The organism is Ruegeria sp. S84 (assembly GCF_056583445.1).
This window is the reverse complement of the sequence record NZ_CM152618.1, coordinates 2,165,420-2,186,244: the sequence shown is the minus strand read 5'-3', so window position 1 is coordinate 2,186,244 and position 20,825 is coordinate 2,165,420. Positions and strand designations below refer to the sequence as shown.

Genomic DNA, 20,825 nt, shown 5'->3' with positions numbered 1-20,825 from the left:
TTGGGCGCAAAAGAACCAATTGTAGGGAAATGGGCGACAATGTCGCCCATCTCCTGTTTATTATTCGCCGCCGCTGGCGTCTTCTTGCCTTTGGATGTAGCTCTGCGGGATCGCGCTTGAGATGTATTCGCGATAGATCACGTCCGCATACTTTCCATCGAGAATATTTGGATGCCGGTCAAAGAAGCCGGATACCTCGGTCACCGTCCGCCTATTGCGTCGATCCCGGTCTTGGGTGGCAACCAATGGTCTGGATTTTCCAAAGGAAACAACGGCTTCCAACCGTGAACGCGAAATGCCCTGTCGTGTCAGGAATGCAACAGCTGCATTGGCGCGGCGCTGGCCCAATCGCTTGTTATATGCGTCAGAGCCAACAGCATCCGTGTGCCCATAGACACGGAACCGCGCCTCGGGGAACTGTTTGATCCAGGCCGCCTGCTGCAACAGGATTCGTTGCGCCGAAGCGTCCAATTGCGCGCTATCGAAGGCAAAGTTGATCTGTGTTGGCACCTCGGCAGCGAAACGCCGCGCGAGGATTTGGCCATACGTCAACTCACCATTCATGACCTGAATGTTGTTCAGTGTAGCGTTACCAAACGTGCCCTGATCGATTTCGTACCCGGCCTCGCGTGTACAACCGGCGACAGCAACCGAAAGACCCAGTGTGATGATCCACTTTTCCATTGGTTCTATCCTCTCTATCAGTCCAGCACGTAGCCGTAAGAGGTGCCAAAATCCTGATTGGCAACTTCAGAGGCTGCACCATTTCCGGCGCGTTCTGTCCGAGAGATCTTGCCGTTTACGAACAGATCGAACTCGCTGGGCGGTTTCACGCGATCGGTCGGCAGGGCAAGCGCCTCGCCACGAGTGGGCGACACCAGATGCGCGGTAATGATGATGATCAATTCGCTCTGCTCACGCTGATACTGAGCGCTCCTGAACAACGCGCCCAATACGGGCACATCGCCAAGCCAGGGAACCTGGCTGTTCAGATCCGTGAAATCATCCTGGATTAGGCCTGCAATGGCAAAGCTCTCACCGTCGCGCAACTCGATGGTTGTCCGTGTTTGACGCGTGATGAAGCTGGGAACATTGTCGCCGTTGATCGTGAAGTTCGCACTCTGGTCGATGCTCGATACTGATGCACCCAGTTCCAGGTTGATCAGGTTGCCATCGACGACGCGCGGAACAAACAGGAGCTGTACGCCAAACTGACGATACTCGATCGCAACGACACCGTCGCCTTGGGGTACTGGGATTGGCACCTCGCCACCGGCAAGGAACTCCGCTTCTTGGCCAGACAGTGCAGAAAGATTCGGTTCTGCCAAGCTGCGAACCAAACCCTTGGTTTCAAGGGCTTCCAAAAGCAGTCGAACCTGCGTCGAACCCGCGCCGAAACCGAATAGAATGGCACCGGAATTTGTCTGAACAAACGGGATGTTGTTCGCCAGTGCGTTGTTCAGTGCGCCCTGGTTATTCAAGGTATTGAAGCCCGCAGTGGTGTCGCCACCGCCAAAGCCCAAGGATGCCGACAAGTTTTTGGCTACAGAGCGGTTCATTTCCGCAAAGCGCACTTTCAGCATGACCTGCTGCACGCCACCGACATTCATCAGGTTCGATACACGTTCAGGGGCATACCGTTCTGCCAACTCAAGCGCACGCGCCAGTTTGGCACTGCTGGAAACTGTTCCCGACAAGACGATCCCATCATTGGCGGTCCGAACCTCGATCTCGCTCACTGGGAAGAATCTGACGCAAGCGTTCTTTGAATTCCGAAACATCAGGGGAAACACGCACACGCACGTTGGTAATCAGATTACCCGCGCCGTCGAACATTGTCAGGGTGGTTGTACCCGGTGCCCGACCGAGAACATAGATAGTGCGGTCCGACAGGGTCGAAATATCCGCTATGCCTGCATTGGCAATGCTGATGTCTGCGAACGGTTGTTCGCTTTCCACCACGATTGCGCGATTTACGGGGACATCCAGCGTTTCCGCCGTACCCTTTTTAACCACGCGAAGATTTTGGGCCCAAGCGGCATCGCCGATTGGGCTCACAACTAGCGACAACCCCAGCAGGGTTGCGCTGATCCAGGAACGTATTGTCATGTGACCTGCCTCTCCGATCACCACTCGATTTTTTTTGGGTCTTATGCCCTATGCTATGAAACCCTGCGACAGAACCAGATTTATTGCAATAATCAATGGTTTCTGGAAAGTTCCTTATGTGGATTATGCGCAACAACACAAAGAAAGAGACCGCGCAAAATGCGCGGTCTTTGTCTCGTAAAGGTCTGAAAATTAGTTAGTTTGTGCAGGGAATTGGGGTCTCTACCGTCTCGCCGCCACGACGGGTGCGGATTGTGCAGACCTTCTCCGGAGCCGCGACGGGGGCCGGGGCCCTCTCTTCAATGCCAAGCAAAGACTGCTGATCGACTTCAACCACCTCTGCCACCTTGTCATCTTGAGCGCCAACCAGTGCCAGCGACATGCGACCCGTGTTCTGAGCCTGTGCCAAAGCGGCGATCTGTTGTGGCGTCGCTGCAACTGTGACCGTGCGAGCAATGGTTGTGCCGGTCACATCCAGACCCGCCGACTGATCAACAGCGACCAATTCGATGTTCGTCAGTACCAAACGAGTAATCTCACCGCGGCCAGAATCGCTGGTGCCACGTAATGAGCCGGTCCAATACACGTCCACCGTATCGCCTGGGCGCAAAAAGCCCGATACGCCAGATGCCACATCAACGCTTATCGCAAATGCGCGCATTCCCTTGGGCAATTGTGACCTGAGGCCAGCAGTCTCGCCTGGATTGGTGACTTTGACTTCCATAATCGCTTCGTCTTTCTCCATCGCGCGGAGAACGAATCGTTCATTGTTTTTGATTTCCGGGAATAGGGTTGTCATGTCCACAAAGGCACCCTCGGGAATCGCATCCTCTGGCCACTGAACGACGCGGATATCTTCCTGGTTCAAACGTTCGCCGTATTTGAAGGAGCGATTCGAAACCAAAACGCCTACTGTCGGGACAATGCCCGCCTGCGCATTGGCAAGCGCCTCTTCGCGCAACTTGCGTTCGTTCGCGAGTTTGGCCTGATTGTCCGTAATGTACTCGCGTGCCATATAGACAGCACCACCGGCCAAAGCGACCCCGATGATAAGAACAAGTCCAAAAACAGCTCGCATTTGTCCCTCATTATTTTCCGTAGACCGCGACTCTGGAAGTCACATCGTTTCAGGGTCCAAGATATTATTCAATTGTGTCGAAAAAGCGGACAATCACACGATTATTTTGCAAAAATATGTATATGTGCACGATAATGGTGGTTGGATAACGTGCCAGCGCGATACTTCAATTGAAATCCATCTCTTCAACTTCGACATTTCTGATTGGCTGCCCTGAAGTTGAAAGAGATTGACTAAGGATACTGTACATTAATGTCGCAAGACCAATGACAGCAGCAGTCAGAACGACCCAGTCCACTGTAATCGCGCCGGTTTCATCGGCTTTGTATCTCTTAATTTTGTACAACATTGGTTCACGCCAAAGCGATTTCATTGAAAATAATAGGGGCCACGCCTTTGAATAAAGACATGGCCCCCATTTGTTACTCTATACCAAGACTGGATTAGTTGCCGTCTGGGTCCGGAGTGGTCACAGTAACGCCGGACAGAGCAGTATCAATGTCGCCCGCCAAGTTGCTGGCGCCGTTGTAGATCTGGTTGTAAGCAACGGCTGCCAGGCCAACAACGGCTGCGGTCAGAACGACCCAGTCTACAGTTACGGCGCCGTCTTCGTCTTTGCGGAAGTTCTTGATGAACTTGATCATGTTACGTCCCTCCTAAAGGATCAAAAAGTAATTAACCTCGGCGTCTTTCAGAGCTTTCTCTCTCAGTCCGCTCCCGATCGTCTCGGTATGCATATATGTTTGACCTCTGTGCGTGGCAGGAATTGGGCCAAACCAATATTTTTTTGCTAAAAGCCTAATTTTTCGTTGGTGAATTTGGTAACAGACTGAAAGTAAATAAGAAAAATAGAATATTTTTTGCACTTCAATTGTGTGGGCGATGCAAAATGGCGGCAATTGAGGCGAAATTGCCCCAATTCGCTTGGTTTTTCTGGTGTTGCGGGCCGTTATGATGTTCAAAATGCTTCAAAAGATAAGAAATCGAGGCAGGCAAATGTATTTCCGGGACGCAGTAATATGCGCCGGTGCAGCGGTGTTTCTGATGGCGGGTGCAATTCCTGTCACTGCAACCGAAACCGAGCCGCGCGGCGTCTATAAGCGCATAAAGGCCCCTAAACCGGGGACACGTCCGCGTGTGACGATTCAAATCACGCCCGAACAACATGCAGCATCACCATCAGCCCCCAGCACTGGCGCCAAGCTGGAAGTGCCTGAGATTGCCGCTATCGCAAAGCCGCCCCCATCGGTTCCTCAGAAGATTGCGGGGGCGACCAAGCCAGTTGGCTCTTATAAAGCATTCTGGAGCCGGGTATCCCCCGATCTGGCGCAGGCCAGCGCAGGTAGGCTGAGAGAGGCCGTTCAAGCGCTTACTGCCACGGGTGTCGCGGCGCCGCGTCTGCAGACCTTGCAAGACATCGCAGAAAAGCGAGGGGTGGATATTCTACGTTCGACCGTAGGGACCAATGTCTCACCCGCACTTGTCCTGGCCGTTATCTCGGTAGAATCTGCGGGCCGCACACAGGCTGTCAGTTCTGCCGGGGCGCAGGGCTTGATGCAATTGATGCCAGCTACCGCCGAACGTTTTGGGGTAGAGGACAGCCTGAAACCTGAACAGAATATCGAAGGTGGGGTCAAATACCTGCATTGGCTTATGAACGAGTTCGACAATGACCCGATTCTCGTATTGGCAGGCTACAATGCCGGCGAAGGGGCCGTGCGCAAGCATAGTGGTGTGCCACCTTATGCCGAGACCAGAGACTATGTGCCCAAGGTTCTGGCCGCGTTTCAGGTCGCGAGTGCTCTTTGTACAACAACACCTCAGTTCGTTTCGGACCCCTGCATTTTTCAGACTTCGAACTAAAAAAGGCCCGCGTCGCAGCGGGCCTTATGTTTCATTGGCCTGAGGTCAATCTACGATTGTTGCCTGAGTCGCTCCTCGCATCTCGTGCTCGCTGACGCCATCGGCCAGTTCGACGATCTTCAGGCCGCCTTCGACGACATCCAGAACACCCAGATTGGTGATGATGCGATCCACAACGCCCTGGCCAGTCAGAGGCAGCGTGCATTCCTTCAGCACTTTTGAATCACCATGCTTGTTGGTGTGATCCATCACTACAATCACGCGACCAACGCCAGCGACCAGATCCATCGCACCGCCCATACCTTTGACCAGCTTGCCGGGGATCATCCAGTTGGCCAGGTCTCCTTTCTCGTCCACTTCCATCGCACCCAAAATCGCAGCAGCGATCTTACCGCCTCGGATCATGGCGAACGAGGTCGCGCTATCGAAGTAAGAGGTGCGGGACAGTTCGGTAATCGTCTGCTTGCCTGCGTTGATCAGGTCAGCGTCTTCCTCGCCCTCAAACGGGAAAGGCCCCATGCCCAGCATACCGTTTTCGGACTGTAGGGTGATGTCCTTGTCCCCTACATAGTTCGCCACCAGCGTCGGAATACCGATGCCGAGGTTCACATACATGCCGTCTTCCAGCTCTTCTGCCGCACGTGCGGCCATCTGATTGCGATCCCAGGGCATTATGCTTCCTCCTTCTTGCGGGTGGTGCGCTGTTCGATGCGCTTTTCGTGGCTGCCTTGGATAATGCGATGCACATAGATGCCGGGCAGGTGTATCGAATCCGGGTCAAGTGAACCGCGCGGGACGATTTCTTCAACCTCAGCCACACAAATCTTGCCGCAGGTTGCAGCGGGCACGTTGAAGTTGCGGGCGGTCTTGCGGAACACGAGGTTCCCGGTGTCATCGGCTTTCCACGCCTTTACGATCGCGAGGTCGGCGAAGATGCCTTCCTCCATGATATAGGTCTCGCCGTTGAAGTCCTTGTGCTCTTTGCCTTCCGCGATCACCGTTCCTACGCCCGTCTTGGTGTAAAACCCGGGGATGCCAGCGCCACCGGCCCGCATCCGCTCGGCCAGTGTGCCTTGTGGATTGAATTCCAGCTCCAGTTCTCCACTCAGATACTGGCGCATGAATTCGGCGTTTTCCCCAACGTAAGAGCTGATCATCTTTTTTACCTGCTTGGTTTGCAGCAGGATGCCGATGCCAAAATCATCCACACCTGCGTTATTCGAGGCAAATGTCAGATCCTTCGCGCCTGAGGCCTTGATTGCTTCAAGCAGCATTTCCGGGATACCGCACAGCCCAAAGCCGCCCGCAGCGATCAGCATGCCGTCCGATATCACCCCATCGAGCGCCTCATCGGCATTGTCATAGATTTTCTTCATGGAAAACTCCCCCAATGACATGGTGTTGGGCCGATTTGTGCCGCCACGTCACGGGGAAGTCAACGAATCCAAGGGGCAGGTGGTATTTCTACCTAACTTGCTTTCTTGGTGGTCTTCTTGGCAGCGGCTTTCTTCTTGGGTGCTGCCTTTTTCTTGGTGCCCTTCTTGGCGGCGCGCTCATTGACCAGTTCAATGGCCATTTCCTGCGTGACATCTTCTGGTTTGATGTCCTTCGGGATCGTCGCGTTGACCTTTTCCCATTTCACGTATGGCCCATAGCGCCCGTCCAGTACCTGCATCGCGCCGCCATCGGGATGGTCGCCCAGCTCTTTCAGCGGCTTCGCGGCCGCCCGACGTCCGCGACCTGGATTGGCGCGTTTTTCGGCCAACAGTTCGACGGCGCGGTTCATGCCGATCTCAAACACATCGTTCGGGTCTTTGAGGTTGGCGTAGACAGGCTTTGCCTCGTCGGCCAACTGATGCATTAGATAAGGTCCAAAGCGACCAAAGTTCGAACTGATGATGCCGCCTTCGGGGTGCTCGCCGATCTGACGGGGCAAGGACAGAAGCGTCAGAGCTTTCTCCAGATCCATGTCGTCTTTGCTCCAGCCACGGGGCAGGGACGCACGAGGAGGCTTCTTGTTCTCAGGCGTGGGCTCTCCACGCTGGACATATGGCCCAAATCGACCGGATTTCAGCCAGATCTCATCGCCCCCATCTTCGCCCAGCAAACGCTCGTCACCTTCCGCGCCCTCACCAGCGATCGGACGGGTATAAGTGCACTCAGGATAGTTGCCACAACCGACAAACCCGCCGGTGCGCGAAGTTTTCAGATGTAACTGGCCAACACCGCATTTCGGGCAAATGCGCGGGTCCGAGCCATCTTCACGCGGCGGATACAGCTGCGGTGCCAGCGCTTCGTCCAGCTTGTCCAGCACTTCCGAGATACGCAGCTCCGATGTCTCACCAATCGCGGCAGAGAAATCGCGCCAGAACTTGCCGAGCAGATCCTTGTAGTCACGTTCACCTGCGCTGACGTCGTCAAGCTCTTCTTCCAGATTGGCGGTGAACTCGTAGCCCACATACTGGCGAAAGAAATTCAGCAGGAAGATGGTGACGATCCGGCCCTTTTCTTCGGGGATCAGCCGATTCTTGTCTTTACGTACATATTCACGATCCTGAATCGTGGTGACAATCGAGGCATAGGTCGACGGACGCCCGATCCCCAGCTCTTCCATCCGTTTGACCAGCGTGGCCTCTGTATAGCGCGGCGGCGGTTGGGTGTGGTGCTGCAGCGCCAGAACGGATTCGTTCTCGGCCAGAATGGCGGCCTTTTCCGGGTCGGCGGTGGCCTTGGCAAACTGATCACGCAGCGAGGTCTTGGCAAAACGTGCGGGATCGCCCTGCATGATCTGTGGCAAGCGCTTGTCGTCATCGTCGACCACGTCATCGCGGCCTTCTTCGTAAACGCGCATGAAGCCATCGAACAGCACCACCTGACCAGTGGCGCGCAGGCCAACCTGACCGTCCGTGCTGGTAATCTCAACAGTCGTGCGTTCAAGCCGTGCGGCAGCCATCTGACAGGCAATGGTGCGTTTCCAGATCAGATCATAAAGCTTGCGCTGATCCTCATCGGTCACCTTCAGCGCCTTGGCATCGCGCGACATATCTGTCGGGCGAATACACTCGTGTGCTTCCTGAGCGTTCTTGGCCTTGTTTTTGTACATGCGCGGGCTGTCTGGCACGTATTCCGCACCATAACGGTCGGCGATTGCATCGCGCGCTGCCGCCACGGCCTCGGGGGCCATGTCGATACCGTCGGTTCGCATGTAGGTAATGTATCCGGCCTCATACAGCCGCTGGGCCACCTGCATCGCATGGCGTGCACCCATGCCGAACTTGCGGCTGGCTTCTTGCTGCAAGGTCGACGTCATGAACGGGGCAGAGGGGTTGCGCGCGGCAGGCTTGGCCTCGACCGATGTCACGCTCAGATCACGGCTGGTGATCGCCTGAACCGCCAGTTCGGCTTGCGTTGCATTCGCTAGATCGTGCTTGTCCAGTTTCTTGCCTGCCAGCGTGACTAGACGCGCCTCGTAGGTCTGGCCCCGAGGCGTCTCGAACACAGCTTTGACCGACCAGTATTCGACCGGCTTGAAGGCTTCGATCTCCATCTCGCGTTCAACGATGAGGCGCAGGCAGACCGATTGCACGCGCCCCGCTGAACGGGCACCCGGCAACTTGCGCCACAGAACGGGTGACAGGTTGAACCCTACCAGATAGTCCAGCGCGCGGCGGGCCAGATAGGCCTCGACCAGCGGCATATCGACCTCACGCGGGTTCTGCATCGCCTCGGTCACGGCGTCCTTGGTGATCGCGTTGAACGTCACACGGCTGACTGGCGTGTCCTTCTTGATCGAACGCCGCTTGGTCAGCGCTTCTTGGAGGTGCCAGCTGATTGCCTCGCCTTCTCGATCAGGGTCGGTCGCGAGGATCAGTGCGTTGTCTTCTTTCAGAGCGTCGGCGATCGCCTTGACATGCTTACGGCTGTCATTGCCGACCTCCCATTTCATTGAAAATTCATGCTCGGGATCGACCGACCCATCCTTCGGCGGCAGGTCCCGCACATGGCCATATGAGGCCAAAACGGTGTAGTCGGGGCCAAGATACTTATTGATCGTTTTTGCTTTGGCCGGAGATTCTACAACAACTACGGGCATTTAAGAGGAATCCTCGCTCGACGGATTTTGCGCTTTGTATGACCGTGCAAAATGTGTGGGGCAAGATCGAATTGTCAATGCGTTCGTTTTCACTACTAAAAATACTCTGAATTCAAGCCGGTTCTGGCCGCACCGCTCGCGGAATCCGGTGTCGAATCCGTTCGATAGCTTAGGCGCAAAGTGACAGCAGGCCGCCTGGTTGCCGCTGAATCTTGCCCTCAAGCTCCAGATCGACCAACACAGGGCCGACTTCGCCCGCAGATGCAGCGATGTCCCGGATCAACTGGTCTTCCGCGATCGGAGATGGGCCAAGTCGAGTCAGAATCGCCTCGTGCAAGGCTTGGGGCGTGATTCCGGCTGTGTCTGCCTCGGGTCCAAGGGGTAGGATTTGTTGGGCGGAGGATTGTAGCTGTTGCTTGGGCAAAGCATCAATCACGTCTTCTGCATTGCGGACGAGTATAGCCCCGTCTCGGATCAGCAGATTGCATCCTGCGGCGCGGGCGTCAAAGGGATGGCCGGGCACGGCCAGAACCTCGCGCCCTTGGTCCAGGGCGTCCCGCGCGGTGATCAAGCTGCCGGATTTCGCTGCGGCCTCGACAACGACCACTGCCTGCGCCAGACCCGAGATAATGCGATTGCGGCGCGGAAAATGTCGTGCCTGAGGTGTTGTGCCCATCGGTTGTTCAGACAGGCGAAGACCGGTTTCTGCGATATCTCGCGCAAGATCGGCATTTTCGGCCGGATAAATCACATCTACCCCACCTGCTAACACTGCCACAGTACCGGTCGCCAACGTGGCGAGGTGCGCCGAGGTGTCAATGCCGCGGGCAAGCCCCGAGACCACGACATAGTCTTGCTTACCCAGATCCGTCGCCAACGCCCGCGCCATGCGCGCGCCCAGCGAAGAACAGTTCCGTGCCCCGACCATGGCAATTGCCCGGCGTTTCAAGATCGACGGATCGCCGATTGCCCAAAGCATCGGGGGCGCATCCGAAAGGTCACATAACGCGTAAGGGTAATCGGCGGCCCCAAGGCACAAAAGCCGCGCTTTGGCGACCTTTGCGGCCTTGAGCTCCGCCTCAATTACGCCGGACGGGCAGATTTCATAATCCTCGATCCCGGCAGCGCGCGCCATTTCCGGCAACGCGGCCAGCGCGTTCTGCGCCGAGCCATGTTCGCGCAATAAGCGCCGGAATGTTGCCGGCCCTACTTTGCGTGAGCGCAACAGACGGAGCCAGGAAAACCGGTCCTCTTCCGTGGTGGGTGGGAGTGGGGGGTGATTGGAAGAAAGCTGCTCTTCGGTCATCCGATGCTCCGCCTGATTGCAAAACTGGTTTACGGTGCAGCGGGTTAACAGCCTGTGAATCTTAGAAAATTAGATCGGTATTTTTCGAACCCATCCCTCGGAGAGATGATTATCTCATTGAAAGAAAAAGAGAAAATTCGTGCGAATTTTCTTGGCACACATAGTCCATGGATGAGTTTTTGATTTGACGCGAAGGGTAGTGTGTTAACCCTTCGCGCCTTGATTCTTCTTTTGAGCTGACTCAGGTGGCAGAGCCGCCCACAGTCAGCCCATCCATCAAAACGGTAGGTTGGCCGACACCGACTGGCACCCATTGCCCATCCTTGCCACATGTGCCCATGCCGGGATCCAGCGCCATGTCATTGCCCAGTCCCCGAATGCGTTTTAGCGCCGAGGGGCCGTCGCCAATCAGCGTCGCGCCTTTGACCGGAGCGCCGATCTTGCCGTTCTCGACACGATATGCCTCGGTGCAGGAGAACACGAACTTGCCGTTGGTAATGTCGACCTGGCCACCGCCGAAGCCCACAGCCCAGATGCCGTCTTTGATATCTGCCACCAACGAGGCCGGATCGGCATCGCCACCCAACATGATTGTGTTGGTCATGCGCGGCATCGGTTTATGGGCATAGCTTTGACGCCGGCCGTTCCCGGTTGGAGCAACGCCCATCAGGCGTGCGTTCTGGCGGTCCTGCATATATCCGGTGAGGATTCCATCCTCGATCAGAACTGTACGCGAACTGGGTGTGCCCTCGTCATCCACTGATATCGAACCGCGTCGGTCTGCAATCGTCCCATCATCCACGACTGTTACACCTTTCGAGGCGATCTGCTGCCCCATCAGCCCGGCAAAAGCGGAACTGCCCTTGCGGTTGAAATCACCTTCAAGCCCGTGGCCGATGGCCTCGTGCAACAGAATACCGGGCCAACCGGGGCCCAACGCGACTTCCATCACGCCGGCAGGGGCAGGGACGGCATCCAGATTGACCATCGCGATCCGCAGAGCCTCACGCGCCTTATCTTGCCAGTCTGAGGGATCGATCAAGCCATCCAGCCCAACGCGACCGCCACCTCCGGCAGAACCGCTTTCGCGTCTGCCGTTCTGTTCTACGATAACCGAGATGTTCAGGCGGGTCATCGGGCGTATATCGCGCACCTGCACACCATCGGGGCGAAGAATCTCGACCTCCTGCACTGCAGCGGCAATCGTGGCGCTGACTTGCACAACCCGGGAATCCAGACCACGGGTAAAAGCGTCTATCTCGCGCAGTGTCTCGATTTTGACCGGGAAGGCGGCGGATTCGATCGGGTCTTCATCGGTATATAACCTGGTATTGGTGGCACGTGGTGGCCCGGCCAGCGTCCCACCACCATCGCCGACCGCCAACCGCGCGGTTTCGGCTGCACGCTTCAGAGAGGGAATCGAAACATCCGTTGAATGCGCGTATCCAGCCACTTCACCCTGCACCGCGCGAAGACCGAATCCCTCGGAAGCGTCGTAAGAGGCCGTGCGCAATCGGCCGTCATCAAACACCAAAGATTCGGATTTGCGCCGTTCTACGAACAGTTCCCCATCCTCGGCGCCATCAGTTGCAGCCTTTAGCACAGCAAGCGCTTCATCCTTCGGAAGGACGCTTTCAAACGGGCGAAACGGGGCCTGAGTCATCGGTTGTGACCTTTCGGGTTTGATCCAGATCAAAAATAGCGTCTGTTTGACGCAAGCATTTTGCTTTATCTACCCGACGGAATATGGTTTTTAACGCGGCCAAAGACAACGGGAGAGGTGCGACCGATTCACACCTTTTCGCGAGAGACGCAAAGATCAAACGATCAGGACAGAAAATGAAGAATGCTTTGATGCTTTCCGGGCTTGCTACGGCCCTCTCCAGCCTTCCCGCCATGGCTCAGGAGCTTGAGATTATTGGCAAGCCGGTTGACGGCGGCATGGGGTTCCAGCCTGCTGCCACCAGCCTTGCCGAAGGGATTCAGTCGCTGGACAACATGATTCTGGTGATCATCACCGCGATCTGTGTGTTTGTTGCGGGTCTGCTGGTTTACTGCATCGTACGCTACAACCAGCGCGTAAACCCGAACCCGGCTCGGTTCTCGCATTACACTCCGGTTGAGATTGCCTGGACTTTGGGCCCGATCCTGATTCTGGTCTTCATCGGGGCTTTCTCGCTGCCGGTTCTTTTCAAGCAACAAGAGATTCCCGAAGGCGACATCACCATCAAAGTCGTGGGGAACCAGTGGTACTGGACCTACGAATATGTCGATCATGACTTTGCCTTCGATAGCTATCTCCTGGGCCACCCGGCCACCCTCGACGAGGGCGCGCGCCCGGCGGATGCCGACGTAACACCGTTTGTTCTGGACGATGCGATGCGGGCGAAGCTGGCCGATGCAGGTTATGGCGAAGACGAATGGCTTCTCGCCACCGATACCGCCGTCGTTGTTCCGGTTGGCAAGATTGTCGTGATGCAGGTTACCGCATCGGACGTGATCCATTCCTGGACCATTCCTTCGTTCGGCGTGAAGCAGGACGGCGTTCCTGGTCGTCTGGCCGAACTGTGGTTCGAAGCGGACAAGGAAGGCGTCTATTTCGGACAGTGCTCTGAGCTGTGCGGTAAAGACCATGCCTATATGCCAATCACTGTCAAAGTGGTCAGCGAAGAGGCATATGAACAGTGGCTGCAGGGCGCGCTTGAAGAGTATGCAGGTCAGCCTGCTTCCTACCAAGTGGCCTCGAACTAAGCCCTTTGCGGCCTAGGTAAACACATGCGGGCTGCGCGGAAATCGCGCAGCTTTTGCCCCGAAAAGGACCGGATATGAGCGACGCAAGCTTCAATGCCAGCACCGTCTCTGCGCAGACCCGCGCGGACGAGGCCAGCTTTGGCGATTATTTCGCCCTGCTGAAGCCGCGCGTGATGTCGCTGGTCGTATTCACGGCTTTGGTCGGACTGCTTGCGGCTCCGGTTCCGATACATCCGTTTGTTGGCTTCTGCGCCATCCTGTTCATCGCTATTGGTGGCGGTGCATCCGGCGCGCTGAACATGTGGTGGGACGCGGATATCGACCGCGTGATGAAGCGCACCAAAGGCCGTCCAATCCCCTCTGGCAAAGTCGAAGAAGGCGAGGCATTGGCGCTGGGTCTGGCTCTGTCTGGCCTGTCCGTGATTATGCTGGGTTTGGCAACCAACTGGTTTGCAGGGGCGTTTCTGGCCTTCACAATTTTCTTCTATGTCGTCGTCTACACGATGTGGCTGAAACGCTCGACTCCGCAGAACATCGTCATTGGTGGTGCCGCGGGGGCGTTCCCGCCGGTCATCGGATGGGTCGCGGCCACTGGCTCGATGACGCTCGAACCGTGGTTGATGTTTGCCCTGACATTCATGTGGACACCTCCGCATTTCTGGGCGTTGGCCTTGTTCATGCGCTCGGACTATGACGATGCCGGGGTGCCGATGTTGACCGTCACCCATGGTCGACGCGCGACGCGCTGGCATATTCTGGTTTATACCGTGTTGCTGGCGTTGCTGGCGGTGGGGACTGCGTTCTCGGATATCGGAGGCCCGATTTATCTAGTTGTTGCGCTGGTTCTGAATGGCTTGTTTCTGCGGGGGGCCTGGCAGATTTCTCGTCGAAACGAAGACGATTCGGAGGCCGATAACTTCAAGGTCGAACGCAGTTTTTTCAAACTGTCGCTGCTGTACTTGTTTCTGCATTTCGGCGCGATTCTCGTCGAGGCCCTGTTGAAACCTTACGGATTAGGAGGCTGGTCATGAGCCTGCGCAAAACTCACGAACTTCACCAAAGACGGTTCAGCCGCAATCTGGGCGTCGGCCTGACACTGGCCGCGTTCATCGTGATCATCTTCGGCCTGACAGTCGTCAAGGTCTCGAACACAGATTTTAGTCTGGCGACGCAGCAGGTGCAGAACTGATGAAGTTGACGGGGCCACAGAAAACGGTCGCGCAACTGGTCGGCGTCGTCGTCCTTATGGGCGGTTTGGCATGGGCAGCGGTGCCGTTTTATAATTGGTTCTGCCGGGTCACGGGGTATGGAGGGACCACGGGGGTTGCCGAGAAAGCCCCTGATGACATTCTCGACCAAGTGGTGACGGTCCGATTTGATGCCTCCAAGGCCAAGGGTATGCCGTGGGAATTCAAGCCCGTCGAACGCGAGATGAAAATACGTATCGGTGAGACAGGTCTGGCGTTCTACGAAGCGTACAACCCAACCGACAAGCCCGTCGCAGGGCAGGCGTCCTACAACGTGGCGCCCTATTCCGCCGGGGGGTATTTTCAGAAAATCGCCTGTTTCTGCTTCGATGAACAGGTGTTGGAGCCGGGTGAGCGAGTCGAGATGCCCGTTACGTTCTTCGTCGATCCCGAACTGATCGAAGATCCCGAAGCAAAATATGTGCATACGATCACGCTGTCGTATACATTCTATGAGATTGATCTGCCCGAGGGCTATGCCGCCCTTGACGTGCAGGCTGAGACAAACAAGAACTAACGCCTGTAGGTGAGGGACGCTGATGGCACACGCAAAAGACCATGATTACCACATTCTGAACCCGTCAATCTGGCCACTGATCGGCGCGGTAAGCGGATTTGTGATGCTGTTCGGGGCCGTTCTTTGGATGCACGGGATTACCCCGTGGATCTTCTGGATGGGGCTGGTCGGGGTTCTTTATACCATGTTTGCATGGTGGTCCGAAGTCGTGGTCGAAAGCCGTCAGGGCGATCATACGCCGGTCGTGCGTATCGGCCTGCGCTATGGCTTTATCCTGTTCGTGATGTCCGAGGTGATGTTCTTCTTCGCCTGGTTCTGGTCGTTCTTCAAACATCGCATGTATCCGATGTACGACTATGCCGGTACTGAATACATCCAGCCGGATATCCACGCCGTTGATCCGTTCCACCTGCCTCTGATCAACACTTTGGTCCTGTTGCTGTCGGGCTGCGCAATTACTTGGGCCCACCATGCTCTTGTACACAATAACGACCGCAAGGCACTGGTACAGGGGTTGTCCATCGGCATCGCACTGGGCGTAGCGTTCACCCTCCTGCAAGGCTATGAGTATTATGAGCTGCTGGCCCATGAAGGCTGGAAGTTCGGTGGCGATCAGTTCTATTCGAACTTCTTCATGGCAACCGGTTTCCACGGCGCGCATGTGATTATCGGCACCATCTTCCTATCGGTCTGTCTGATCCGCGCCCTTAAGGGGGACTTTACGCCCGAGAAACACGTCGGTTTCGAGGCTGCCGCTTGGTACTGGCATTTCGTTGACGTCGTCTGGCTGTTCCTGTTTTTCGCCGTCTATATCTGGGGTCAGGCACCGCTGATGTAACGCCACGCAGGTGATCCAATTGCAAAAGCCGCCCCACGCACGGGGCGGCTTTTTCTCAATCAGGGGCGCAAGATTGCGCCCCATACAATTACATGGTTGCACTTCGGTTCACGTGCCCCTTAACAAGGCGCCGGTTCCCGCAATAAGGTCTGATCCCACCATGCGTCGCATTCTGTTTCTGCTGATCTTCGGCTTTGCCGGTCTGGGCCTGCTGCTGTCGCTGGGCATTTGGCAACTGCAGCGGCTGACCTGGAAACAGGAGGTGCTGGCCGAGATCGAAAGCCGCATCGCTGCCGATCCTGTCGACATGCCATTGCAGGTGTCCGAAGATGCGGACAAATACCTGCCGGTGACGGTGACAGGCGAGATCGAACCGGGCGAGATCCACGTTTTGGTTTCGGTCAAGCAGGTGGGGCCGGGGTATCGGATCATCCAGTCCTTTACCACCGACGGCCGAACTATTCTGGTGGATCGCGGCTTTGTGCCGACCACAGCCAAGCAGGCTGATCGCCTGACTGGTCCGATGGAAATCACCGGCAACCTGCACTGGCCCGATGAAGTCGATGGCTACACGCCTGACGCAGATATTGACGGCAACATCTGGTTCGCCCGTGATGTGCCCAATCTGGCCGCCGCGTTGGGGGCTGAGCCTGTGTTGCTGATTGCTCGCTCGGAAACCGATCCGAATGTAACGCCAATGCCGGTGGATACGGCGGGCATCCCCAACGATCATTTGCAATATGCAATCATCTGGTTTGGTCTTGCTCTGGTCTGGGCCGCAATGACCGGATACTTCCTGTGGCGCAGCCGTGCCAATTCCGAAAGTGACGCGACATGAAATACATCTCGACCCGCGGGCAGGCGCCCGAACTGACCTTTGAAGAGGCGATGCTGACCGGACTGGCCCGTGATGGTGGTCTGTACTTGCCCGCTGAAATTCCGGTGATGTCGCAGGACGAAATTGCTGCGTTGGCTGGCTTGTCCTACGAAGAAATCGCATTCCGCGTGATGTGGCCCTATGTGAGTGGCTCGTTCTCCGATGATGAGTTCAAAGATATCATAGCGCGCGCTTATGAGGGCTTCGGCCATGACGCCCGCGCGCCGTTGAAGCAGCTGAACGAGAACCATTTTCTGCTGGAGCTGTTTCACGGACCCACACTGGCTTTCAAAGATTTTGCCATGCAGCTAATCGGCCAGCTGTTCCAGGTCGCGCTCAAACGGCGCGAAGATCGCGTGACCATTGTCGGCGCGACGAGCGGTGACACCGGTTCAGCCGCAATCGAAGCGTTCCGTGGACTGGATGCGGTCGATGTGTTCATCCTGTTCCCACATGGCCGTGTGTCCGAAGTGCAGCGCCGTCAGATGACTACGCCTGCAGACAGTAATGTGCACGCTTTGGCGGTAGACGGCGATTTCGATGACTGTCAGGCCGCGCTCAAAGACATGTTCAACGACTTTGATTTCCGCGACGGTGTGAAACTTGCAGGCGTCAATTCGATCAACTTCGCCCGCGTGTTGGCACAGATCGTTTACTATTTCTCCGCCGCCGTCAGCCTCGGCGCGCCACATCGCAAGGTCAGCTTCACCGTGCCGACAGGGAATTTCGGCGATATCTTCGCAGGCTATCTGGCCAAACGCATGGGGCTGCCCATCGATCGTCTGGTGGTGGCGACCAACCAGAACGATATTCTGCATCGCTGTCTCTCCGGCGAGGGGTATTTCAAGGGCGATACGATCCCCTCAATCAGCCCTTCGATGGATATTCAGGTTAGCTCGAACTTTGAGCGCGCACTGTACTACGCCTATGGCGAAGATGGCGGCGCAGTCGCTCAGTTGATGGATGAACTCAAGAGCGGAGGCTTCAATGTCAGCCAAGGCGCGATGGAGGCTCTGCGAGAAAGCTTTGACTCGGGCCGCGTTTCTGAGGACGAGACGCTTGAGACGATCAGGCGCACGATGGTCCACAGCGCCGAGTTGGTTTGTCCGCACACCGCCGTTGGGATCAAAGTGGCTGAAGACCACCGCGCTGCCGATGTGCCCATGATCACGCTCGCAACCGCGCATCCCGCCAAGTTCCCGGCGGCGGTCGAGAAGGCAAGCGGCGAACATCCGCCTCTTCCATCCCGCATGTCTGATCTGTATGAACGTCCGGAACGGGTGACCCGCGTTGCGAACGATCTGGGTGCCCTTGAGGATCATATCAGAAGGCATATTGCTGAGTGACAGTCAGACAGGACCAACTGAAGAACGGATTTCGTGTCGTCAGTGAACATATGCCGGGGCTGCAATCTGCGGCCATCGGCATCTGGGTAACCGCCGGTGGTCGGCACGAGCGGATCGAGCAGAACGGTATCGCGCATTTCCTTGAGCATATGGCGTTCAAGGGAACCCAGCGGCGTTCTGCGCTGCAAATCGCCGAAGCGATCGAGGATGTGGGCGGGTACATCAACGCCTATACCTCACGCGAGGTGACGGCCTATTACGCACGCGTTCTGAAGGACGACGTGGCGCTGGCGATGGACGTGATCGGCGACATCGTTCTGAACCCGGTTTTTGATCCGCGCGAGATTGAGGTCGAGCGTGGCGTGATCCTGCAAGAGATCGGTCAGGCCTATGATACGCCCGACGATGTGATCTTTGATTGGCTGCAAGAGCAGAGCTATCACGACCAGCCCTTGGGCCGGACCATTCTGGGGCCGACCGAGCGGGTCAGCGCGTTCTCGCGCGAGGACCTGTCAGGATTTGTAGCCGAGCATTACGGGCCGGAACAAATGATCCTGTCCGCTGCGGGTGCGGTGGATCATGATCAGTTGATGAAAATGGCCGAAGAGATGTTCGGGCATCTGCAGCCGAGCAAGGGCCTTGTCCCCGAGGCTGGCCGGTTCACCGGCGGCGAGGCGCGGCAGGAGAAAGAGCTGGAGCAGGCGCATTTCGCGCTGGCGCTGGAAAGCCCGGGCTATCGCGATGATGCGATCTATACGGCCCAGATTTACTCGACCGCTCTGGGTGGCGGCATGTCCTCGCGCCTGTTTCAGGAAGTGCGCGAAACTCGCGGGCTTTGTTATACGATCTTTGCTCAGACCGGTGCTTATGCGGATACCGGTACGACAACGATTTACGCAGGCACCTCGGCCGATCAGGTGGGCGAATTGGCGACGATTACCATCGACGAGATGAAGCGCGCTGCCGAAGACATGAGCGCAGAAGAGGTTGCCCGCGCGCGGGCCCAGATGAAGGCCGGGATGCTGATGGGGCTGGAAAGCCCGTCGAACCGGGCCGAACGTCTGGCGCGGCTGGTGCAGATCTGGGGACGTGTGCCCTCGCTTGAGGACACCGTGGCCAAGATCGATGCGGTCAGCACCGAGGACGTGCGTGCTTTTGCCGAAGACATGGCAGTCAAAGCCCCTGCAGCGCTGGCGCTTTATGGCCCGGTCTCGGGTGCACCGTCACTGGCTGACTTACAGGAGAGGCGCGCGGCGTGATGCTGTTAGGCAGACGCAAGCTGAAACTCGAAACCGAGCGCTTGACGCTGCGCCCGCCCATGCATTCCGACTTCAACGACTGGACCGCCTTGCGGCGTGCTTCAAAGGACTATCTGGTGCCGTGGGAGCCGGTTTGGGCCAAGGACCATCTGAGCCGAAAGTCGTTTACCAACCGGGTCTATTGGGCCCAGCGCTCAGTCGCGAGTGGAACGGCGATACCTCTGTTCCTGTTTCGTCGCACAGACAATATTCTGCTGGGGGCGATCACGTTGGACAATGTTCGCCGTGGTCCGGCGCAGGCTGGCACCTTGGGTTATTGGACCGGGCAAGCCTTTGCGCGTCAGGGGTTCATGCGCGAAGCAATTGGCGCCGTTGTTCATCACGCCTTCACCCGTCTGGATTTAAGCCGGATCGAGGCCGCGTGTTTGCCTGAGAACAAGGCCTCTCGTGGTCTGCTGGAAAGCTCAGGCTTCAAATACGAAGGCGTGGCGCAGTCTTATCTGCAGATCAATGGGCGCTGGCGAACACATGTTCTGTATGCCAGCCTAAGGTCCGATCGTCGGGGCAAGACTGAGGCAGGCTAGAGGGCTCTGCCGCCAGGCATGGCAAGCCTCCTGTCCTGGAGATATCCGTGGCCAGATCAACAAGGGCATGACTTGTTGGCCCATTGCGCTACACTTGCCCTATGTGGCGGTTTGTTGCGGGACTGATGATGATTGCAGGCGGGGCTGTGGCGCAGGAGCGGCGGCCTAGTCACTGTATCGCCATCGCAGATGCGGCACCGGGGATTGAATATCTTCACAAAGCGGCGTGGCAGGATCCCGTGCCCGAGTTTTCGGTTCGTATCAGCTATGTCGCGCATGCATCGTTTCTGATCCAGACACAGGGCGGGCTGAACGCGGTGACCGATTTCACCGGTTTTATCGGCGGCGCTGCGCTAATTCCTGACGTGGTCACAATGAACCATGCGCACAGCACCCACTGGACTGCCCATCCCGATCCGGCCATCCCGTATGTCTTGCCGGGCTGGGGCGAGTTCGGCGAAGGCATCGAGCACCATCTTGATCTGGGTGAGATGCTGATTCGCAATGTGTCGACCGATATCCGTTCGGCCTCTGGCGGTATTGAAGATCGCGGAAACTCGATCTTTGTGTTCGAGGTCGAAGGGTTGTGCATCGGCCATCTGGGGCATCTGCATCACATTCCGTCGGATGAACAATTCGCTGCACTGGGTCGGCTGGATGTGGTCATGGCGGCGGTGGACGGAGGCACCACGATGCCCTTGCCCGAGATGGTTCAGGTTCTGAAACGCCTCAAAAGCTCGGTCATAATTCCGATGCATTGGTTCTCGGACTTTTCGCTTGAGCGGTTTCTGGTGGATATTCGGGATGAATTCCCGGTTGAACGGGATGGGGTGTCCGAGATTGTCGTCTCGTTGCGCACTCTGCCCGACAGGCCGACGGTTGTGGTGCTGGAGCCTCAGTACTTGATAGAGCTGGAATAGGGCTTGTCGCGGCCTGTGGCCTTTGGCAGGGAAGAGC

19 protein-coding genes and 1 pseudogene are annotated in these 20,825 nt (G+C 56.8%); 11 read left to right on the top strand and 9 right to left on the bottom strand.

Annotated features, from left to right (window positions below; translation table 11 throughout):
- Window positions 1-60: 60 nt before the first annotated feature.
- The 4 genes and pseudogenes from AC1DFB_RS11025 to AC1DFB_RS11010 all read right to left on the bottom strand — a co-directional run bounded on the left by AC1DFB_RS11025 (window position 61) and on the right by AC1DFB_RS11010 (window position 3,831).
- Window positions 61-684, bottom strand: a complete 624-nt coding sequence (locus AC1DFB_RS11025; RefSeq protein ID WP_170404339.1) for an OmpA family protein — start codon at window positions 682-684, stop codon at window positions 61-63.
- Between the two features lie 17 nt (window positions 685-701).
- Window positions 702-2,109, bottom strand: a pseudogene (locus AC1DFB_RS11020) (type II and III secretion system protein family protein).
- 196 nt (window positions 2,110-2,305) lie between these two features.
- Window positions 2,306-3,187 (bottom strand): Flp pilus assembly protein CpaB, encoded by an 882-nt coding sequence (gene cpaB / locus AC1DFB_RS11015; protein WP_170404333.1) that lies wholly within the window; start codon window positions 3,185-3,187, stop codon window positions 2,306-2,308.
- 443 nt (window positions 3,188-3,630) lie between these two features.
- Window positions 3,631-3,831 carry a hypothetical protein gene (locus AC1DFB_RS11010; protein WP_170404329.1) on the bottom strand — a complete coding sequence of 67 codons (201 nt, stop codon included), beginning with the start codon at window positions 3,829-3,831 and terminating at the stop codon, window positions 3,631-3,633.
- A gap of 352 nt (window positions 3,832-4,183) precedes the next feature.
- On the opposite strand from AC1DFB_RS11010, the gene AC1DFB_RS11005 reads away from it, so the two are divergent.
- Entirely contained in the window at window positions 4,184-5,050 is an 867-nt protein-coding gene (locus tag AC1DFB_RS11005) for a transglycosylase SLT domain-containing protein (RefSeq protein WP_170424291.1), read from the top strand.
- Between the two features lie 45 nt (window positions 5,051-5,095).
- Here the strand turns inward: AC1DFB_RS11005 and AC1DFB_RS11000 are convergent, their stop codons facing one another.
- From AC1DFB_RS11000 to tldD, 5 genes are all read right to left on the bottom strand, one after another.
- Window positions 5,096-5,722, bottom strand: a complete 627-nt coding sequence (locus AC1DFB_RS11000; RefSeq protein WP_170424289.1) for a 3-oxoacid CoA-transferase subunit B — start codon at window positions 5,720-5,722, stop codon at window positions 5,096-5,098.
- Window positions 5,722-6,426 (bottom strand): CoA transferase subunit A, encoded by a 705-nt coding sequence (locus AC1DFB_RS10995; RefSeq protein WP_170799819.1) that lies wholly within the window; start codon window positions 6,424-6,426, stop codon window positions 5,722-5,724. Before AC1DFB_RS10995 ends, AC1DFB_RS11000 begins: the two co-directional genes overlap by 1 nt.
- Before the next feature lie 92 nt (window positions 6,427-6,518).
- Complete coding sequence (topA, locus tag AC1DFB_RS10990) at window positions 6,519-9,143, bottom strand: type I DNA topoisomerase (protein ID WP_480921251.1); 2,625 nt, start codon at window positions 9,141-9,143, stop codon at window positions 6,519-6,521.
- A gap of 169 nt (window positions 9,144-9,312) precedes the next feature.
- Window positions 9,313-10,449, bottom strand: a complete 1,137-nt coding sequence (dprA, locus tag AC1DFB_RS10985) for a DNA-processing protein DprA (RefSeq protein ID WP_480921250.1) — start codon at window positions 10,447-10,449, stop codon at window positions 9,313-9,315.
- A 241-nt stretch (window positions 10,450-10,690) separates the two neighbouring features.
- Complete coding sequence (gene tldD, locus AC1DFB_RS10980; protein WP_170564721.1) at window positions 10,691-12,112, bottom strand: metalloprotease TldD; 1,422 nt, start codon at window positions 12,110-12,112, stop codon at window positions 10,691-10,693.
- 176 nt (window positions 12,113-12,288) lie between these two features.
- Here tldD and coxB point away from each other — a divergent pair, with 176 nt between their 5' ends.
- The 10 genes from coxB (at window position 12,289) to AC1DFB_RS10930 (ending at window position 20,788) form a co-directional block, all read left to right on the top strand.
- Window positions 12,289-13,200: a cytochrome c oxidase subunit II gene (gene coxB / locus AC1DFB_RS10975; protein WP_170397324.1), complete on the top strand. Its 912-nt coding sequence runs from the start codon at window positions 12,289-12,291 to the stop codon at window positions 13,198-13,200.
- A gap of 74 nt (window positions 13,201-13,274) precedes the next feature.
- A complete protein-coding gene (gene cyoE / locus AC1DFB_RS10970) occupies window positions 13,275-14,231 on the top strand; it encodes a heme o synthase (protein WP_480921249.1) in 957 nt (318 codons plus the stop codon).
- Window positions 14,228-14,389, top strand: coding sequence for a hypothetical protein (locus AC1DFB_RS10965; RefSeq protein WP_170397320.1), 162 nt, complete (start codon window positions 14,228-14,230; stop codon window positions 14,387-14,389). The genes cyoE and AC1DFB_RS10965 overlap by 4 nt, the downstream gene beginning before the upstream one ends.
- A complete protein-coding gene (locus tag AC1DFB_RS10960) occupies window positions 14,389-14,964 on the top strand; it encodes a cytochrome c oxidase assembly protein (protein WP_170397318.1) in 576 nt (191 codons plus the stop codon). Before AC1DFB_RS10965 ends, AC1DFB_RS10960 begins: the two co-directional genes overlap by 1 nt.
- A 22-nt stretch (window positions 14,965-14,986) precedes the next feature.
- Entirely contained in the window at window positions 14,987-15,802 is an 816-nt protein-coding gene (locus tag AC1DFB_RS10955; protein ID WP_170612133.1) for a cytochrome c oxidase subunit 3, read from the top strand.
- Between the two features lie 160 nt (window positions 15,803-15,962).
- Window positions 15,963-16,640, top strand: a complete 678-nt coding sequence (locus tag AC1DFB_RS10950) for an SURF1 family protein (RefSeq protein WP_480921248.1) — start codon at window positions 15,963-15,965, stop codon at window positions 16,638-16,640.
- Entirely contained in the window at window positions 16,637-18,025 is a 1,389-nt protein-coding gene (gene thrC / locus AC1DFB_RS10945; protein ID WP_170404296.1) for a threonine synthase, read from the top strand. Before AC1DFB_RS10950 ends, thrC begins: the two co-directional genes overlap by 4 nt.
- Window positions 18,022-19,284, top strand: coding sequence for a M16 family metallopeptidase (locus AC1DFB_RS10940; RefSeq protein ID WP_480921247.1), 1,263 nt, complete (start codon window positions 18,022-18,024; stop codon window positions 19,282-19,284). The genes thrC and AC1DFB_RS10940 overlap by 4 nt, the downstream gene beginning before the upstream one ends.
- A complete protein-coding gene (locus tag AC1DFB_RS10935; protein WP_170397308.1) occupies window positions 19,284-19,868 on the top strand; it encodes a GNAT family N-acetyltransferase in 585 nt (194 codons plus the stop codon). The genes AC1DFB_RS10940 and AC1DFB_RS10935 overlap by 1 nt, the downstream gene beginning before the upstream one ends.
- 128 nt (window positions 19,869-19,996) lie before the next feature.
- Entirely contained in the window at window positions 19,997-20,788 is a 792-nt protein-coding gene (locus AC1DFB_RS10930) for an MBL fold metallo-hydrolase (RefSeq protein WP_480922608.1), read from the top strand.
- Window positions 20,789-20,825 lie beyond the last annotated feature (37 nt).

Excerpts from the sequence above, each read along its gene's own strand:
- AC1DFB_RS11025 (WP_170404339.1), bottom strand. The coding sequence starts at position 684 with ATGGAAAAGTGGATCATCACACTGGGTCTTTCGGTTGCTGTCGCCGGT.
- cpaB (WP_170404333.1), bottom strand. The coding sequence starts at position 3,187 with ATGCGAGCTGTTTTTGGACTTGTTCTTATCATCGGGGTCGCTTTGGCC.
- AC1DFB_RS11010 (WP_170404329.1), bottom strand. The coding sequence starts at position 3,831 with ATGATCAAGTTCATCAAGAACTTCCGCAAAGACGAAGACGGCGCCGTA.
- AC1DFB_RS11005 (WP_170424291.1), top strand. The coding sequence starts at position 4,184 with ATGTATTTCCGGGACGCAGTAATATGCGCCGGTGCAGCGGTGTTTCTG.
- AC1DFB_RS11000 (WP_170424289.1), bottom strand. The coding sequence starts at position 5,722 with ATGCCCTGGGATCGCAATCAGATGGCCGCACGTGCGGCAGAAGAGCTG.
- AC1DFB_RS10995 (WP_170799819.1), bottom strand. The coding sequence starts at position 6,426 with ATGAAGAAAATCTATGACAATGCCGATGAGGCGCTCGATGGGGTGATA.
- topA (WP_480921251.1), bottom strand. The coding sequence starts at position 9,143 with ATGCCCGTAGTTGTTGTAGAATCTCCGGCCAAAGCAAAAACGATCAAT.
- dprA (WP_480921250.1), bottom strand. The coding sequence starts at position 10,449 with ATGACCGAAGAGCAGCTTTCTTCCAATCACCCCCCACTCCCACCCACC.
- tldD (WP_170564721.1), bottom strand. The coding sequence starts at position 12,112 with ATGACTCAGGCCCCGTTTCGCCCGTTTGAAAGCGTCCTTCCGAAGGAT.
- coxB (WP_170397324.1), top strand. The coding sequence starts at position 12,289 with ATGAAGAATGCTTTGATGCTTTCCGGGCTTGCTACGGCCCTCTCCAGC.
- cyoE (WP_480921249.1), top strand. The coding sequence starts at position 13,275 with ATGAGCGACGCAAGCTTCAATGCCAGCACCGTCTCTGCGCAGACCCGC.
- AC1DFB_RS10965 (WP_170397320.1), top strand. The coding sequence starts at position 14,228 with ATGAGCCTGCGCAAAACTCACGAACTTCACCAAAGACGGTTCAGCCGC.
- AC1DFB_RS10960 (WP_170397318.1), top strand. The coding sequence starts at position 14,389 with ATGAAGTTGACGGGGCCACAGAAAACGGTCGCGCAACTGGTCGGCGTC.
- AC1DFB_RS10955 (WP_170612133.1), top strand. The coding sequence starts at position 14,987 with ATGGCACACGCAAAAGACCATGATTACCACATTCTGAACCCGTCAATC.
- AC1DFB_RS10950 (WP_480921248.1), top strand. The coding sequence starts at position 15,963 with ATGCGTCGCATTCTGTTTCTGCTGATCTTCGGCTTTGCCGGTCTGGGC.
- thrC (WP_170404296.1), top strand. The coding sequence starts at position 16,637 with ATGAAATACATCTCGACCCGCGGGCAGGCGCCCGAACTGACCTTTGAA.
- AC1DFB_RS10935 (WP_170397308.1), top strand. The coding sequence starts at position 19,284 with ATGCTGTTAGGCAGACGCAAGCTGAAACTCGAAACCGAGCGCTTGACG.
- AC1DFB_RS10930 (WP_480922608.1), top strand. The coding sequence starts at position 19,997 with ATGATTGCAGGCGGGGCTGTGGCGCAGGAGCGGCGGCCTAGTCACTGT.